This window comes from Pseudomonas brassicacearum (assembly GCF_003732175.1).
Classification (GTDB): Bacteria; Pseudomonadota; Gammaproteobacteria; order Pseudomonadales; family Pseudomonadaceae; genus Aquipseudomonas; species Aquipseudomonas brassicacearum_G.
This window is the reverse complement of record NZ_MOBI01000020.1, coordinates 419,912-435,627: the sequence shown is the minus strand read 5'-3', so window position 1 is coordinate 435,627 and position 15,716 is coordinate 419,912. Positions and strand designations below refer to the sequence as shown.

Sequence of the window (15,716 nt, the reverse complement as noted above, 5' to 3'; positions counted from 1 at the left end):
TCGCGACTCTCAGTTTTCGACGTATTCAGCGCGTTTTCACACAGCCTGGACCCGAAGCTGACATTGATACAGTGCCTGCCGGTAGAATTCGCTCGGACTGATGAGTTGCATCCGCACCAGCGGGCAGGCAACAGTTTTGCCCTACGGTCGCTCAAGGCTTTTGAGAGGGGCTTATGGGGCCGCCTACTAAAGGAATAGAACGCATGTTCATGCGCAGTGTTGCATTGGGTTTATGGATTCTGGGATTCAGCATTTCAGCAGCACAGGCCGGGACTATCTGCACCATCGTGGCAGATGCCAAAAGCGGTGACGTTTTGCAGCAAGAGGGTGATTGCTACCGTCGCGTGACTCCTGCCTCAACATTCAAGATCGCGATAAGCCTGATGGGCTTCGACGCGGCTTTTTTGCGAGACGAACATTTCCCGACCTTGCCATACCATCCCGGTGATCCTGATTGGGGAGGCGCTGCCTGGCTGGAGCCTACAGATGCAGTTCGATGGTTTCAGTATTCTGTGGTGTGGTTCTCTCAACGCGTTACTCATGCGCTTGGAGAGGCAACGGTCAAGCGATATGCCGAAGCATTCGATTACGGGAATACCGACCTGTCCGGTGATCCTGGAAAAAACAATGGCCTTGATCGTGCCTGGATCAGTTCCTCTTTGAAGATTTCCCCTCACGAACAAATCACTTTTTTGAAGAGACTGGTGAATCGCCAATTGCCAGTGAGCCCACATGCCTTTGATATGACGAGTCGGATTTCGCAAATTGCCCAACGGCCCGACGGTTGGAATGTCCACGGCAAAACAGGCACGGCCTTCCCTCGAATGGAGGATGGGAGCAGCGATGAAGCCCACGGATACGGCTGGTTTGTCGGCTGGGCGACAAAGGATGAGCATTCGCTGGTTTTCGCCCGTCTAGCTCAAGACGATCATGCGCAATCCGTACCCGCGGGACTACGAGTGCGCGATGTATTGATGGAGCAATGGCCTCAGCTAGCGAACTCGCTAATGAAAAGAGATGACTGAAACGTGGCGGGGAGGCCGGCCAGATGATTCTCAGATTTATTTTTCATTGCACAACCGGTTCGATTAACCGCATCAGCCCTTTGGCCAATGGGATAACCAAACCGCTGACGTGAGTCGTCTTCGTATCATCACCTGCACAGACGATGGGTCAGGTCATTCAGAAGCCATCGGCCTGCTTTCCCTAAAGAGCGATTTTGCATGTGTGCTGCGTAGATCGTCAGTGTGTCTGGTGTGCGCTGAAGTTCGGCGGCTAACTCAAGCGGCAGGAGGCGTCCTGAAGCCAGATGATCCGCAATCAGATGCTCTGGCATTCGGCACCAACCGAACCCGGCGAGCAAAAAATCCATCCGCCGTGCCAAATCTACAAACCGCCACTGGTGACTGCCCATCACCCCATAGCTAGGACCGTCGGGGGAAACCGGATCGGAAAGTACCAGTTGCACGTAAGGCTTGAGGTCTGCACTTGTTGCCCGACGGCCTAACATAGCCAGGGGATGCCCGCTGGCTATTACTGGCTTCAAGTCGACGCTGAGCAGCGGCAGTGCGACGACATCGTCGGGCACTGTCGGAATCAATGTGCAAAGCGCCAGCGCCGCATCGCCATTGCGCAAGCGGCGCTCTGCGCCGCCTAAGCCTTCTGTAGAAAAACTCACTGCCAGATGCGGAAAAGCCTCACGGATAGCGCGCAGGCTTTCGATGAGCGGTGCGCTAGGGACTAAAGGGTCTATGGCGAGCGCCAACTCCGGCTCAACCCCTGCTGCCGTACTTGAGGCCATTGCTTCAAACTGGGCAGCGCTTGCCAGCACTGCGCGCGCTTGAACCACCAGCACTCTACCGACCTCAGTGAGCGTTGGACGATGGCTGCTCCGATCAAACAGCCTTACACCTTGAACTGACTCAAGTGTGGCAATCGACTGGCTAATGGCAGATTGAGCACGCCGCAGTTGACGTCCTGTTGCCGAGAAACTGCCTGTATCAGCAATGGTTACAAGGATTCGCAACTGATCCAGGCTGAGATTTCCGATCATGACCCATCACTTAAACAGATGGACTCAATCATATTTACATCACTCCTGCGTATAGATCGTATTGGGTAGAGTGTGTCGCACATCGCCTAGAGCGACAACGCAAAACATACCGCCGCCTCACCGCGCAGGAGTTACTTTCATGTCCAGGCTTCTCACCATTGAAACCAGCCCACGTGGAGATGCTTCAATCTCCCGGCAGCTCACTCGCCGATTTGTGGCCGCGTGGGAAGCTGAGCACCCTAGGGGCGCCGTCAAAATACGGGATCTAACGGACACTTCGCTGACGTTCGTGACGGCCCCTTGGTTGCAGGCTTACTTCACCCCGCAAACCCAACATTCGCCTGAAATGAAAGCCGTGTTGCAGCTATCCGATGAGCTTGCGGCCGAGTTGCTGGAAACCGATCACCTGGTTATTTCAACGCCGGTCTACAATTACAACGTCCCTGCGGCGCTCAAGGCGTGGGTGGATCACGTGGTACGTAAAGGCCTGACCCTGGGCTTTGATGGTAAAGGGCTGGTGACCGGTAAAAAGGCAACGGTGCTGCTCGCCTCGGGAGGTGTATACACCAATGACTCCCCGATTAGAGACCGTGACATTGCGACCCACTATTTGAAACTGATCCTGAGCGTCCTGGGTATCACTGATGTCACCTTTATCGCGGCCGGCGGCGCTAAAGCTGTAGATCTCGGAGACATCAGCATGCACGATTTTCTGGATACATTTGATCATCAAATTCAAAAGTCGCTGGTTTAGCCCGATCGGGCTGTAGAAATCGCCGAGGTAATTGCGCAGGTCGCTTAGATCGAGACACTGATCAATGCTGCGCAGAAGGTGATTGGCTGGTTTGCGCTATTGGCCGAACACCTGCACTAACGACCTCAATTATCCACGCAACTGTACCGGACTTAATCCAAGGCGTTGCCTGAACGTGGTTGCCATGTGCGCCTGGGAGTTAAAACCGCAGGTGTGGGCGATCTCTGCCAGGCTTGCTGTCGAATCGCGTATCAGCGCGCGGGCCTTGGCAAGGCGTCGGTCGATCAGGTAACTGTGCGGGCTCTTGCCCGTCGCGTTCTTGAACGCCCGCATGAAATACCCTTCGGACAATCCAAGTAAGCCCGCCATTGCCGGTATGCCCAGCGGCCCGTCGAGGCCAGCGTCAATGAACTCATCGAGCAGACGCATCCGGCTGCCGGTGATAGAGCCTTGGGGTGGCGCCGAGAATGTTTGATCGCCCGTCGCTCGTTCAGCCAATGCGAGTGCCCAAGTCTCCCAATCGTCCTCCACTGAGGCTTGCAACAACGCGCTGCGCATTCGCAGGGCGAGGGTAATGGCCTGCTGATCAATGCGATTGTTGAATGCACTTTCCCCGACCAACGCATTACCGTCGGTGCGCATTACCCGCAGGTATTCACCGCCCATGGGTGACTCGGACAGCACGTCACAGCCGGCGGGGACGAACGCCAGACCGTTGGGCATGGCATCGAAGGGCAGCACTCGGTCGCTGCCAATGGCGTGAAGGCCTCGCTGGCTGTCGAAGGCAAAGCCAATCGCTGCCTGGGGCGCTACATAACGGGTCGCGTAGGCGGCGCCGGGTAATAATTCAATCGCCCATGGCCCTGCCTCGACTCGACGGACCGGTTCGGGGCGGGGCGTTGGCTGAAGGCGGCTTCGATGGCTCATGAATGCCATAGTAGTGAAGCGGGGGCACAAAAGTCAGGTCAGTTTTTTGAAAGCCTGCATGATGCGCTCGTGTCTAGACTGGGCAAAACCTCAGGGAGACGACTCATGCTCAGACTGACTCGCGACGATATCGAACACGCTGCTCACCACGTGTACCAGGTCATGCCCGCTACCGCTCAATACCCTTGGCCCTTGTTGGCCGAGCGCTTGGGTTGCACTGTTTGGGTCAAGCACGAAAACCACACACCTACAGGTGCTTTCAAGGTGCGTGGCGGCATTACCTTCATGCACTGGCTAAAGCGCGAGCACCCGGGCATCAAGGGTATTGTCACCGCCACCCGCGGCAACCATGGCCAGAGCCTGGCGCTGGCAGCCAGTGCTCTGGGGTTGAGGGCGCTGATTGTAGTGCCGGAGGGTAACTCGGTAGAAAAGAACAATGCCATGCGCGCCTTTGGCGGTGAAGTGGTCGAGTGTGGCCGCGATTTCGATGAAGCCCGTGAAGAGGCCGCGCGCCTGGCGCAAGCGCATAGCCTCTATCTGGTGCCGCCGTTCCATGCCGAGTTGGTCAAAGGCGTGGCCACTTATGCGCTGGAGCTGTTCAAGGCTGCGCCGGATCTGGATACGGTCTACGTGCCGATTGGCTGTGGCTCGGGGATTTGTGGGGTGATCGCCGCCCGCGACGCACTTGGCCTGAACACCCGGGTGGTGGGTGTGGTTTCCACTAATGCCGAGGCCGCAAAGTTGTCGTTTGACGCAGGAGCACTATGCGAAACCGCCTCGGCGAATACCTTTGCTGACGGTCTTGCCGTGCGTAAGCCAATTCCAGAAGCCTTTGCCATCTACGCGCAAGGTGCGCAGCGAATCGTATCGGTCAGTGAGGCGCAGATTGCCGAGGCCATGTGCGTGTATTACACCGATACCCACAATCTTGCTGAAGGGGCGGGTGCGGCGGCCCTTGCGGCGCTGATTCAGGAGCGTGAAGCAATGGCTGGAAGAAGGGTGGGGGTGATTCTGTCCGGTGGGAATGTGGACCGATCGGTGTACGCGAGAGTGATTGCGTGAAGTAAGTCGATGGGGTAGATGACCGCTTTTGGCTGTGGATTCAACCGGTCGACGCAACAGATTGGCTAAATCGTTCAGCGGGTGTTTCGTAGTCTAGTGTTTTCCGAGGGCGGCTATTTAGCTGCCTTGCGACTTCATTGAGCGTGGCTTGCGAGTGACCCGCAAGGTCAGTTCCTTTCGGGAAATACTGCCTTAACAACCCGTTGGTGTTCTCATTCGATCCCCGTTGCCAAGGACGATGAGGATCGCAGAAGTAGACCTTGATGTCGGTAGCCACCGTAAAGCGCTTATGGTCAGCCATCTCTTTGCCGCGATCCCACGTCAGCGATTTGTAGAGTTCTTGGGGTAAGTTGCGGGCGTTTTCGGTCAGGGCGCTGATGACCGTCTCACTATCCTTACCGTCCAATTTCACCAGCATTACGTAGCGGGTATGACGCTCAACAAGAGTGGCAATTTGGCTGTTCCTGCTACCGCACAGCAGGTCGCCTTCCCAGTGACCTGGCACCGCCCGATCCTTAGCCGCGGCCGGGCGTTCGCGGATCGACACCGCGTCAGTGATTCGACCGTGATTTTCTTTCTTCTGCGTGTGATGGCGCGAGCGACGCATGGCCCGCGTGCGCCGTAAATGCTCAAGCAACTCCTTCTTCAGAGCCCCGCGAGCCTGTATGAAGAGCGTGCGATAGATCGTCTCGTGTGACACCTGATAGCTCGTATCGTCCGGGTAGGTACGCTTCAACCAACCGGCAATTTGTTCCGGTGACCACTGCAATTGAAGCTTGTCTGCAACAATTTGCGCCACCGTTCGGTTCTCAACAAGTTTGCAAACCTTAGGTCGATGCGCGCGATCCCAGGCAGCCTGATCAGCTCTATTAGCCCGGTAGCATCCTTGGCCACCGTTGCGTCTGATCTCACGACTGATCGTAGAGGCTGCTCGCCCTAGCAGCGCGGCCATGGAACGGATCGAGTTACCTGCCACCACTGCACGCGAAATCTCTTCGCGCTCAGCCAACGTCAGCGCCAATCTGGACCTGCGGCGTACAGCGGGTCTGATACCGCCTGTTTCCGCCAAGATGCGCTGTATCGATGAATGGTTTCGATCAAATAGTTGGGCGATATGCTGGAGAGAGTCGCCTTTCTGCCAATGATCCCACATCAGTTTTTTCTGGCTTTCGGTGTAATAGATCCGAGGTCTCTGCTTCATCTGCAACACTCCTTCTGCTTACACAGAATTTAGTTGTGTTGCGTCGACCGGTTGAATCCACAGTCGATAGCTGTCACTCATCGATAGGCTATCGGCAAAGATTTTTTTCAAAGCCCGGATCCCTGCCACGTCATGCTGTTGCACGAGGCAAGGTTTCTAACTCTGAGGTGCCGCTGCTGCTACAGGGGCCGCGCCTCTGTCAGGGCTAAGGCGGCGTACGTGCGGTGGTCGGCACCCTCAGACCGACCTCTATTAATTTTGCCAGCAGGCCGCGAAACGCTTGCACACCTCAAAGCGCTGATCCAGATCGGCCATGCGTGCCTGATGCGCGCTCAGTGTTTCCTTCAGCAGTTCTCGCTGGGTTCGGTAGTAGTATTCCAGCATTGCATTATTGGTGGACATCGCCTTGCTACGGTCGGCCGTTTCTCTGTCGGGCAGCAGTTCATCGATCTCGGGGGTGTCGAGCAGGCCCAGTCGGTTGGTGTAGTAATCCTTGTACAACTGCAATGAACGGGCCTTGATGCCCCTCATCTCGTTGGCGAACTGCTCCAGGTTCTGGTGATATTCAGTCCAATAGGCATCGGGCAGGCTGAAGCCGAGGCTCTGTTTACGTTCCACCATCGATTTGTCGAGCACTGCTTTCTGGACCGAAGGGGAATCGTCGGCGTTGGGCTTCATTTTCGCGATGACACTGGCGTCGACGATCTGCGCGATCAGTGCTGCACGCTCCGCCGACTGTGGCTGTGCTTCGGCGGGCTTGGGGAAAATCGGGTTGCGGCCGACGCAGGCGGGCAGGCCTTTGTTGGTCAACGCGATCGGCGAGCGCACAACCTTTCCATCGATCTGGCGCAGACGGCTAAGGGTAATCTGGCAACTGCGACCTACGTAGCGGAAGTTCGCTTCGTACTCGCCGCCGCTCTGCGGGGTAAAGTTGAACGCCACGGTGCACACGCTGCCGGTGCTTAAGGTATTGGCTCGCGCGAACAGTTCATGGCCCGGTTGCAGCCGCACTTCCAGATAGGCCTTGGCATCGTCGGGTGCAGCGGCGCTCATGGCCGCCCGTCGCCGGGTATTGGCGGAGAACAGGTTATTGAGCAGCCCCGTAGTCTGGCCGTCGCAGTGTTCGGCATCGAACAAGTCGAGCGTCGAGTTTTCATTGCTGCTGATAAAGCGCAGCTTCGCTGCATCGGGTCCACCGGCATCCGGATAGGAGCCGTTGAAACTGCACCCGCTAAGTAACAGTGCGGCAATACTTACAGCGCCACGCATGCGCCATCGGGGAAAACTGAACATGTTGATGTATCGTCCTTGATGTACAAGTAGGCGAAAGGCCATCATGCTAATAAAGGTAGTCGCCGCCGTCCAGCGCGCTGTCGGCCCTGAATATATTTTGGATTTTGTTCGTCTCCCACCGAGGTAACGGAATGCTTTACTCGCACCACATCTTTGCAATTGGCCTGATCGGGTTGCTGGCCGGTTGCTCGTCAATGCCTGCTGAAATGGCGTTGAATTCGCCCGTTTACAACGCGCAAAACGCTGGTCTGGTGGTCGGCACGCTGCTGGAAGGCGGCCCCTACGGAACCTACCTTGAATTTCGTGATATCAAGAGTGACAAGACTTATGGTTGGGGACCCAAGGATGATTATTCGGCATGGCTGCCCGCCGGTGACTATGAGGTGAGCCGCCTGGGTCACCGCCGCGGGGTAATGGGGGCTTACTCCAAACCGCTGCATTTCACCGTCACCCAAGGGCAGCTCAATTACCTTGGCGAGATGGTTTACGACTGCTCGGCCGTCGCGCAACCGGTTGCGGTATACGGCGTCATGAATTGTGGGTTCCTCGCGCTTGGCGAATGCACCGTCCCTCGCCCCAGCGTGAACGTATGCGTGGTGGACCGCCAGGATCAAGCCATCAGGCATTTTTTGCAGCAACACCCCGAACAAGCCGCTTTACCCGTGCGTAACGCGGTCATGTCGCGGCGCTAGATATCACGCTTGAAAGCGTCTCTACTTGCCTGGGGCATTGCGTGAGTCGATGAGCAAGGCTACCACTGACAGAAAAGCTTGGCAGTTACCCGAACGCTTTCGTGTTCGCTTAATGTTCGAATGGGGCGGCGGTTGCCTTTGGTGTGGAAACATCATTGCCCTGGATAAATTTTCTGTAGGACCTATTGAAGAGAGGCTACTACTCAGCGACGAAGTCCACGCAATGCTTAATGAGCTTTCACAGTGGCATGACACCTCGCTGAACTGGGATTACCCACCTGATCCCGGCCCTTGGAATGCAGACGATTACGCAAGATTTGATGAGGCTGCCGCTAAATTACTGAAATCCATCCAGCAGGAATTGGGTGAAGAATTCGAGGTGGTGTATGAAAAACTTTAGCTTGTCGGTGTGCGCCTTCGACCTAATTCTGATAACGAAAGAAGGATGCAGCAATAGATCGGTATCCCACCTTCGCGACAGACCGCTTCTGGCCGATTGCGGCCTGCCACGAAGGGCAAAAAACGACCCTTTGCCGTCGGTCATGCTTCCCGGAAGCTGTCGTTCAACGCCGAGCTAACAGGCCGCAACCTATGCCGCGCAGCGGCAGTCTTCGGTTGCGGTCCGGGTTGAGGGAAGGGTTAGACCTCAGTTGGCCGCGCATGATGATTTGGACTTTGGCTTACCCCTCCGTCGCCGACGGCCAGCCGATCCGTGCCGCACTACGAAGATTGGACTGAACGACTAAACGATGAAACGGGGCAATGAGAAAAATATAGAGACGACCTAAGCGATTGTGGCAATGAACAACGGTCGACAGAGTCAAGTGACGTTTAGCTCCCGGCGACGACTGACCGGAACACAGAACAGAGAGCCTGAAGTCCAGGTGCTTGTCGTCTTCTCCAAGAACGACTTCAGTTGGACTTGTGCTGTAGATCTTAAAGATGCCGAGTCGGCCCGCTCCGCTCTCCGCATCCAGTGATGCGAGATGCTTAGCTGTCTTGAGGCCGAAACCGGCTACGAGCGCGTCTCGAACCGTCAAGAGGCTGCTGACCCAAGGCGCTTGGTGAGCGAAGATGAACCTCGCCAACAATTCGGGATTGGTTGACGCTCCGGTGGGAAGCTCGATCGAGTAAGCGTCGGCGAGATTCATCGATGCGTAGGCTTTAGCAATCGCCGACTCCGGAGGAAGCGACACAGATGTTGCGTGATGGTGTTCGGTTGACATGTAGGCGGCCTATGGTTCGTTTCTGAGGTCCAAAATTTCAACCACATGATCTGGCATCTCCTGCGGGAGCATTTGCCTAGCACTGTAATTGGCATTTTCTTGGCTATCCGCCCGAATCGGCCTTGTGCCTTCGGACCAGGACTCGCTATCGAGCGATGACTTGAGGCGATATCTGTACTTCACGAAAAAGAACCTCAGGGCTGTCATTTTTTGGCCCTAGATGAGGGTTCGAGTCCGAATCACAGGAAGCGTAGCATTGAATAGCCCCTGGCTTAGTAGACGCAACCGAACGCCCCACTGATCTCCGACGCTTGTTGGTAATCGCCGGCTGCTTTTGGCCGATTGCTGCCCGTCGCCATGGACAGTAATCGACCCAATACAGGACACAAAACTCTCCCGAAACATAGGTCATGGCGTCCCGTTTCTTCCGTGCAGGCGGTAGCCTGGTCGACGACTCAAGCGCTCGTAATAGTCGCTCACGGCAAGAAGGTCTGGATGAGCAAGCGGTGTTTGAAACCACCGATTAACTGATAGGCCGATCGGTATATCGGCGAGAGAAAACTCGTCGCCGTTGACATAGGCCCCGGTTGAGTCTGGCTGTCGATTGAGGATCTACATGTGCTTCGACGACTTGTTGAAATCTGACGCTTGCCAATCGATCCATTGATCCACCCGCGCTTTGGCGCTATCGCCTTGTAGAGCGGGTTGTCCAGAGTCTGCAGTTGGCTGATGTCTGCCTGTCACGAATGACCGGTTGAATCCACAACCCAACGCTGACCAGCAGACACAACAATTACTGTTCCCGTATCGGGAAAAACAGATCGAAACAGGTCACGCCATTCTCGCTGGTGACGCTGTAGCGGCCGCTGTGCAGTTGCATGATCGTGGCGACGATCGAAAGCCCCAGGCCGTTGGACTGGGCCGAGCGCTCGCGTGATGGGTCAACGCGGTAGAAGCGCTCGAATAATCTCGGAAGGTGTTCCGCCGGGATGGTGGTTCCGTAGTTGCGCACGCGCAGATTGATGCCGTCCTCGGACGGTGTGGCCTGGATCAACAGTTCGGAATGAGGTGCGCCATATTTGATCGCATTGGCGCACAGGTTAGCCAAGGCGCGGCGTAGCAACATTGGCTCGGCCCAGATAAGGCCATCGCCCTCCGCGCGGATGGTCATGTCGACGTCTGCGGCCAGGCCTTCAAAGTAATCGGCTACGCGCTCCAGCTCGTCGGCGGCGCCCAGTTCCTGGCGCTGATCACGAGCGCTACCGGGGTCAGTACGCGCGAGAAACAGGATGTTGTCGAGCATGCGTGCCAGGCGTTCGAGTTCTTCGACATTGGAGGCGAGCAACTGCTGGTAATGCTCAACGCTGCGGTTTTGCTGCATGGCGACCTGGGTTTCACCCAGCAAGTTGTTGATGGGCGTGCGCAGTTCGTGGGCCATGTCGGTCGAGACTTGGCTCAGTTGCGCAAAACCCTTGGCGAGTCGCTCAAGCATGGTGTTGAACGAGTCGATCATCGGCAGCAATTCCTTCGGGGCGCCTTGGCCGTCGAGTCGCTCTGTCAGGTTGCCAATGCCGATACCGTGGGCTTGCTGCGCCAGGCGTCTGACGGGCAACAAACCGCGGTGAACCAGGGCATATCCAGCCAGCGCCAAGACTATCGCCGCGAGGCTGGCGAGGATGTAAACGCTGAGACGATAGCTGGCGAGTACCGCGGTTCGTTCGGTCATCAGGCAGCCAATGGTCAGTTTCAGCTTGCCCGAGTCGATACTCGCGGAGATGGCCGCGAAGGGCGTTCCGTTCACGGCGGGTAGATGCTGTACATCGATCAGTGACAGGGATTGCTCGATGGCCACGGGAGTGAGGTCGGGAATATCGATATGACGGGGATTGACCTGCAGTAATGGGGCTTCCCCTGTAACGCCAATAGTGAGTATGTACTCGCGATTGCCCAGCATGTTCTGAAACAACACAGGTTTGGTCCTGATCAGTTCCAGCGTATTGCTGCCATTGAGAAAATTACGCAACTGATCGATGCGGTAGACCAAAGTGGACTCGTCGCGTCGGATCAGTTCGCGCTCAAGATCGCGGTACAGTGCGACGCCGGTGGTGGCCATCAGGGCGAAGGCCAGCAAGGCGAACACCACGGCCAGGCGCAGGGTGAGGGAGTAATGGCGACGGTTCATGGTTGCGTATCGAAGCGGTAGCCAATGCCCCGCACACTGTGGATCAGCTTCAGCTGGAAAGGGTCGTCGATTTTCAGGCGCAGGCGTCTCACCGCTACGTCCACCACGTTGGTGTCGCTGTCAAAGTTCATGTCCCAGACCCGGGAGGCGATCAGTGAACGCGACAGCACCTGATCCTGATGCGTGGCGAACAGGTGCAACAAGGCAAACTCTTTATTTGTCAGTGTCACTCGCACGCCAGCGCGGGTGACGCGGCGTTTGATGACATCAATCTGCAGGTCGGCGATCTGCAGTTGCTCTTCTTCCCGGGTCGGACCCCGGCGGGTCAGGGTGCGCAGGCGTGCGACCAGCTCGGCGAAAGAAAAGGGCTTGATCAGGTAGTCGTCGGCCCCCAGCTCCAGGCCTTTGATTCGGTCGGCGATGTCATCGCGCGCGGTCAGGAACAGTACCGGCGTGTCGGCTTCCTTGCGCAGGCGGCGCAGTACTTCCCAGCCGTCCATTTTCGGCATCATCACATCCAGCACGATGACATCGAAAGGCGTTTCCAGGGCCAGGTATAAACCCTCGACGCCATCGCGGGCCAGGCTGACGGAGTATCCCTGCTCCTGTAGGCCATTGAGTAAGTAATTGCCCGCCTTGGGCTCGTCTTCCACGACAAGGATGTTCATGAGAATGACCTTGGTTCGGTGTCGGTATTCGACCCAAAAAAAACAGGCCTGAAAGCCGAGAGCAGGTCGCGCAATTTTAGCCCAATCATCAGGTTTTGCTGCGTATTGCCTGCTCCCGGACAGTCATGTGCAGATAGCATCCCATCAGTTTTCGTTGGTGCAACGTCCTTGAACCGAATAGTCCAGCACATGCTCCCGACCCTGATGATCCAGGTAATCGAGACGGGCCGGAGTGACGTCGCATTGGTCCGAAATGTCAGTCATGGACAGGACTTTCGCAACGTCCAGGTGGACGAAGAACCCGGTCCTGTCGTGGATCACCGCCGAGGTGTCGCTGGTGCCGGCAAAGGCTGAGCCGGTGGCGAGGAGGGTGGCGAGTCCGAGCGTTAACAGTTTCATGGCAGTATCTCCCTGTCTGAAGTGGGCTGCCTGTTGTTTGGCAGTGAGTTCACGGTAACAAGGCAACTCAAACAGCTGACGAACAGGGCCATTACAAAGTTGTAATGCAATCTTGTCCGAAGCCAAGGCCAAGGCCGATGTGTTGAAGCAGCCTGTCGCTGAGGATGCGGGTCGGTTTTGCAGCACCGGTAGGCGCGAAATCGCACAGTGTCTGCAGGATGGGCGGGCTAGGCGATTGAAGCGAGAAGTTGCATCGAGAACTATCCTTACCTCTCCAGAGGAGGATGGCGATGAAGTACATGATCAGCTGGTTTGAACGGCCACAAGGCTCGCCTGCGGAGTACGAGTGTGCGCAGAAACGGATCCTGGAGGTGTTCGGTCAATGGAAAGCCCCGGACAATTTCAAGATCGAGGTGTTTGTCGTGCGCGTGGGCGAGTGGGGTGGACACATGTTGGTGGACTGCGACGATCCGCTGGCGGTTCACAAGGTTTGCTCGACGTTTCCTGCGTTCGAGTTCCAGGCGCGCCCGGTGGTTGCCGTCGAGGATGCGGTCCGGGTCGAACTCGAAGCAATCGCCTGGCGCGATGGCCTGAAACGCCAGTGATTGTTGCCATTCGGACAACCGGTAAACCCTTTGCTCAACCGGACAGTCACCCGCCCGAGCTTTGTTGAACGAACCGATCAATCAACCACCTTGCGGCGGGGCCTGGCGGCAGATCCGTGCGATAGATGGCGTCAAAGGTATATATCCCGCTTTGGTATTCCGGCATTTTGAGGTGGACGAGTCGGCCAGTATCCAGATCTTCCCGGACCATCGTGATCGGCATGTTTCCCCAGCCAATGCCTTCACGCAGCAACATGTGTTTAGCCCCCAGATCGGCCAGCCTCCACGTGCGGGTACTGAGGACTGCGAAATCCCTGTCTTTTGTCAGGAGCGAACGGTCGGACAGCACAAGCTGGGTGAACTCGCGTCCAGCACCTGGAATATTCGACTCGCTTGAAGCCAGTGGATGATTGGGCGCTGCCACCGGAATCAGCTCAACACTGCCGACCGCAATTCTTTCGATACCATCAATTCCCTCATTCATCGGGCCACTGACACCGACTGACGCGCCGCCGTTGATCACCAGTTGAGTGACGGCGCCGAGCGCCTCCATATGCAAGTGGAGTGCAACCGTAGGAAATTCCTCTCGAAATGATTTGAGTGCGTCCACCACGCGCTCAGCGGGAAGCATCACATCCAGCACGACATGAACTTCAGCTTCGAGCCCCTGAAGCAGGCCTTTTACTTTGGCGCGTAATCCATGAATGCCATTGGCGATGGTTCTGGCTTCGGCCAAAACGGTGCGACCGGCATCGGTGAGCTGGGGTTTACGCGTCGTATGGCGGTCAAACAGCGACACGCCGAGTTGCGTCTCAAGATTGGCGATCGAATAGCTGATGACTGAAGTGGCTCGGTGCAGTTTTCGTGCGGCGGCTGCAAAACTGCCGACCTCGACAACTGTCAGGAACACACGCAGTTGATCGAGAGTGGGAGTGCCCGGGTCTGAGAACATTTCGATTTCCTCGAACGTAATCGTCGAAATTAGTCGGCTATTACGATTGTAGAGTGGGTGGCAGACTTTCCTCAACGCGGCGCTCCATGGTGGATGCGCCCTACTTGATGGAAGAACCACCATGTCCCAATCTGCAGCGACTACTTCCCGCGATACCCATGACCTGTCCAGCTCTGTTGCGACCACCGCCGCGGCGGCATTGGTCGGCCGTGTGCTCCTCAGCGTCATCTTCATCCTCTCGGGCATCTCCAAGCTGAGCGCCCCGGCGATGATGATCGGCTACATCGGTTCGGTGGGTTTGCCGTTCCCGCAACTTGCTCTAGCGTTGGCCATCATCATCGAAATCGGTGGCGGTATTGCGCTGATCGCTGGCTACCGCACCCGTACCGTGGCACTGGTGCTTGCCCTGTTCAGCGTGATCACCGCGCTGGCATTCCATAACAGCCTTGGCGACCAGAACCAGTTCATCCACTTCTTCAAGAACATCGCCATGGCGGGTGGCCTGTTGCAGGTCGTCGCGTTTGGCGCCGGTCGCTTCAGCCTCGACGCCCGTCGTCGCTGAGCCAATGGCGCCGCAGTGGATGAACGCGTGCGGCGCCTCTCGGGGTTATCTTTCGAAATAATCCGAGGATTCACCATGAAAGCCATACGTGTGCATGAATACGGCAACCCGGATGTGCTGCGCCTGGAAGACCTCGCCGACCCGCTTGCGGGCGAGGGCGAGGTGCTGATCGACGTGGAGGGTGCTGGGATCAACCCGATCGATTGGAAGCTTCTTTCGGGCGCCATGAAAGCCTTCATTCCGTTGCCGTTGCCCTACACGCCGGGCTCCGAAGTGGCAGGAACGATTTCCGCGATCGGCAAGGGTGTGAGCGGTTTTGCCGTCGGCGATAAGGTATTTGGTTTCATCGGTCTTGTTGGTGGCTATGCCACAAAGGCTGCCGTCCCGGCAGATCGCTTGGCGCTGAGGCCGCGCAGTCTTTCCGCCCTGCAGGCCAGTGGTGTGGCAGTGGCAGCACTGACGGCCTGGCAAGCATTGCATGAGCATGCGGGGATCAAGGCGGGTCAGCGAGTGCTGATTCAGGGTGCTGCTGGCGGAGTCGGCAGCATGGCCGTGCAAATAGCCAGGCATGCCGGCGCCACGGTCATTGCAACGGCGTCGATCGGTAACCATGGCTATCTGAAAACAATCGGCGCGAATCAGCTGATCGACTACCGTAGCCAGGCCTTCGAGGATGTGGTGACGGATGTGGACATCGAGCTTGACCTGATTGGCGGCGAAACCCAGCGACGTTCCTGGAAGGTATTGAAGCAGGGCGGGGTCCTGGTGTCGCCGGTCAGTGCGCCGGACATGGAATTGGCGAAGGCGCACGGCGTTTCAGCGAAAAACTTCGCCACCCGGGCGGATGGCAAGCAACTCACGGCCATCGCCGAAATGTTTGATGCAGGCCAACTCTCTGTAGAGGTCGAAGTGTTTCCGATCACACAGGTGAAGCAGGCTGTCGAAAAAAGCATGGCCGGGCATCCGCGTGGCAAGATCGTGCTCAATCTTGGCCAGTAAAAGTCAGGCAATAAAAGACCGCTAAAGGCGTAATGCCTGCCAGTTAAGGTGCGCAGCCTGTGGGAGCGGGCTTGCTCGCGAATACGGTGTATCAGTCAACATGGATGTTGAATGTGATGGCCTATTCGCGAGCAAGCTCGC

17 protein-coding genes and 1 pseudogene are annotated in these 15,716 nt (G+C 56.9%); 8 read left to right on the top strand and 10 right to left on the bottom strand.

What is annotated here, in order from left to right; genetic code table 11:
- Positions 1–203: 203 nt before the first annotated feature.
- Positions 204–1,025, top strand: coding sequence for a class D beta-lactamase (gene blaOXA, locus BK658_RS19950; protein WP_259740112.1), 822 nt, complete (start codon positions 204–206; stop codon positions 1,023–1,025).
- A gap of 128 nt (positions 1,026–1,153) precedes the next feature.
- Here the strand turns inward: blaOXA and BK658_RS19945 are convergent, their stop codons facing one another.
- Positions 1,154–2,053: a LysR family transcriptional regulator gene (locus BK658_RS19945; protein ID WP_123583772.1), complete on the bottom strand. Its 900-nt coding sequence runs from the start codon at positions 2,051–2,053 to the stop codon at positions 1,154–1,156.
- Positions 2,054–2,192: 139 nt separating this feature from the next.
- Here BK658_RS19945 and BK658_RS19940 point away from each other — a divergent pair, with 139 nt between their 5' ends.
- Positions 2,193–2,807, top strand: coding sequence for an FMN-dependent NADH-azoreductase (locus BK658_RS19940; RefSeq protein WP_123583771.1), 615 nt, complete (start codon positions 2,193–2,195; stop codon positions 2,805–2,807).
- A gap of 129 nt (positions 2,808–2,936) precedes the next feature.
- Here BK658_RS19940 and BK658_RS19935 read toward each other — a convergent pair whose 3' ends face one another.
- Positions 2,937–3,743, bottom strand: coding sequence for a helix-turn-helix transcriptional regulator (locus BK658_RS19935; protein WP_123583770.1), 807 nt, complete (start codon positions 3,741–3,743; stop codon positions 2,937–2,939).
- A gap of 96 nt (positions 3,744–3,839) precedes the next feature.
- On the opposite strand from BK658_RS19935, the gene BK658_RS19930 reads away from it, so the two are divergent.
- Entirely contained in the window at positions 3,840–4,796 is a 957-nt protein-coding gene (locus BK658_RS19930; protein WP_123583769.1) for a threonine dehydratase, read from the top strand.
- A gap of 40 nt (positions 4,797–4,836) precedes the next feature.
- Here the strand turns inward: BK658_RS19930 and BK658_RS19925 are convergent, their stop codons facing one another.
- Positions 4,837–5,997, bottom strand: coding sequence for an IS30 family transposase (locus BK658_RS19925; RefSeq protein ID WP_123583768.1), 1,161 nt, complete (start codon positions 5,995–5,997; stop codon positions 4,837–4,839).
- Between the two features lie 252 nt (positions 5,998–6,249).
- The gene (locus tag BK658_RS30370; protein ID WP_259740111.1) at positions 6,250–7,290 is read right to left on the bottom strand and encodes a hypothetical protein; all 1,041 of its coding nucleotides are present in this window, start codon (positions 7,288–7,290) and stop codon (positions 6,250–6,252) included.
- A gap of 131 nt (positions 7,291–7,421) precedes the next feature.
- Between BK658_RS30370 and BK658_RS19915 the strand changes: the two genes are divergently transcribed.
- Together BK658_RS19915 and BK658_RS19910 are read left to right on the top strand one after the other, a co-directional pair.
- On the top strand, positions 7,422–7,982 hold the full coding sequence (locus BK658_RS19915; RefSeq protein ID WP_123583767.1) for a hypothetical protein: 561 nt from the start codon (positions 7,422–7,424) through the stop codon (positions 7,980–7,982).
- 49 nt (positions 7,983–8,031) lie between these two features.
- Entirely contained in the window at positions 8,032–8,382 is a 351-nt protein-coding gene (locus tag BK658_RS19910) for a hypothetical protein (protein ID WP_123583766.1), read from the top strand.
- A 280-nt stretch (positions 8,383–8,662) separates the two neighbouring features.
- Here the strand turns inward: BK658_RS19910 and BK658_RS19905 are convergent, their stop codons facing one another.
- From BK658_RS19905 to BK658_RS19885, 5 genes and pseudogenes are all read right to left on the bottom strand, one after another.
- A complete protein-coding gene (locus BK658_RS19905; protein WP_123583765.1) occupies positions 8,663–9,208 on the bottom strand; it encodes a DUF2867 domain-containing protein in 546 nt (181 codons plus the stop codon).
- A gap of 408 nt (positions 9,209–9,616) precedes the next feature.
- Positions 9,617–9,892, bottom strand: a pseudogene (locus tag BK658_RS30130) (glutathione S-transferase family protein); the annotation flags it as partial.
- Positions 9,893–10,001: 109 nt separating this feature from the next.
- Positions 10,002–11,390 carry a heavy metal sensor histidine kinase gene (locus tag BK658_RS19895; RefSeq protein ID WP_123583764.1) on the bottom strand — a complete coding sequence of 463 codons (1,389 nt, stop codon included), beginning with the start codon at positions 11,388–11,390 and terminating at the stop codon, positions 10,002–10,004.
- Positions 11,387–12,058, bottom strand: coding sequence for a heavy metal response regulator transcription factor (locus tag BK658_RS19890; RefSeq protein ID WP_019689699.1), 672 nt, complete (start codon positions 12,056–12,058; stop codon positions 11,387–11,389). Before BK658_RS19890 ends, BK658_RS19895 begins: the two co-directional genes overlap by 4 nt.
- A gap of 144 nt (positions 12,059–12,202) precedes the next feature.
- Positions 12,203–12,457, bottom strand: a complete 255-nt coding sequence (locus BK658_RS19885; protein ID WP_123583763.1) for a DUF2790 domain-containing protein — start codon at positions 12,455–12,457, stop codon at positions 12,203–12,205.
- 290 nt (positions 12,458–12,747) lie between these two features.
- Here BK658_RS19885 and BK658_RS19880 point away from each other — a divergent pair, with 290 nt between their 5' ends.
- Entirely contained in the window at positions 12,748–13,062 is a 315-nt protein-coding gene (locus tag BK658_RS19880; RefSeq protein ID WP_123583762.1) for a DUF3303 domain-containing protein, read from the top strand.
- A 46-nt stretch (positions 13,063–13,108) separates the two neighbouring features.
- Here the strand turns inward: BK658_RS19880 and BK658_RS19875 are convergent, their stop codons facing one another.
- Positions 13,109–14,014 (bottom strand): LysR family transcriptional regulator, encoded by a 906-nt coding sequence (locus BK658_RS19875; RefSeq protein WP_123583761.1) that lies wholly within the window; start codon positions 14,012–14,014, stop codon positions 13,109–13,111.
- A gap of 121 nt (positions 14,015–14,135) precedes the next feature.
- Here BK658_RS19875 and BK658_RS19870 point away from each other — a divergent pair, with 121 nt between their 5' ends.
- Together BK658_RS19870 and BK658_RS19865 are read left to right on the top strand one after the other, a co-directional pair.
- Positions 14,136–14,576 carry a DoxX family protein gene (locus BK658_RS19870; RefSeq protein ID WP_123583760.1) on the top strand — a complete coding sequence of 147 codons (441 nt, stop codon included), beginning with the start codon at positions 14,136–14,138 and terminating at the stop codon, positions 14,574–14,576.
- Positions 14,577–14,651: 75 nt separating this feature from the next.
- Positions 14,652–15,575: an NADP-dependent oxidoreductase gene (locus tag BK658_RS19865; protein WP_123583759.1), complete on the top strand. Its 924-nt coding sequence runs from the start codon at positions 14,652–14,654 to the stop codon at positions 15,573–15,575.
- The last annotated feature ends 141 nt before the right edge of the window (positions 15,576–15,716 follow it).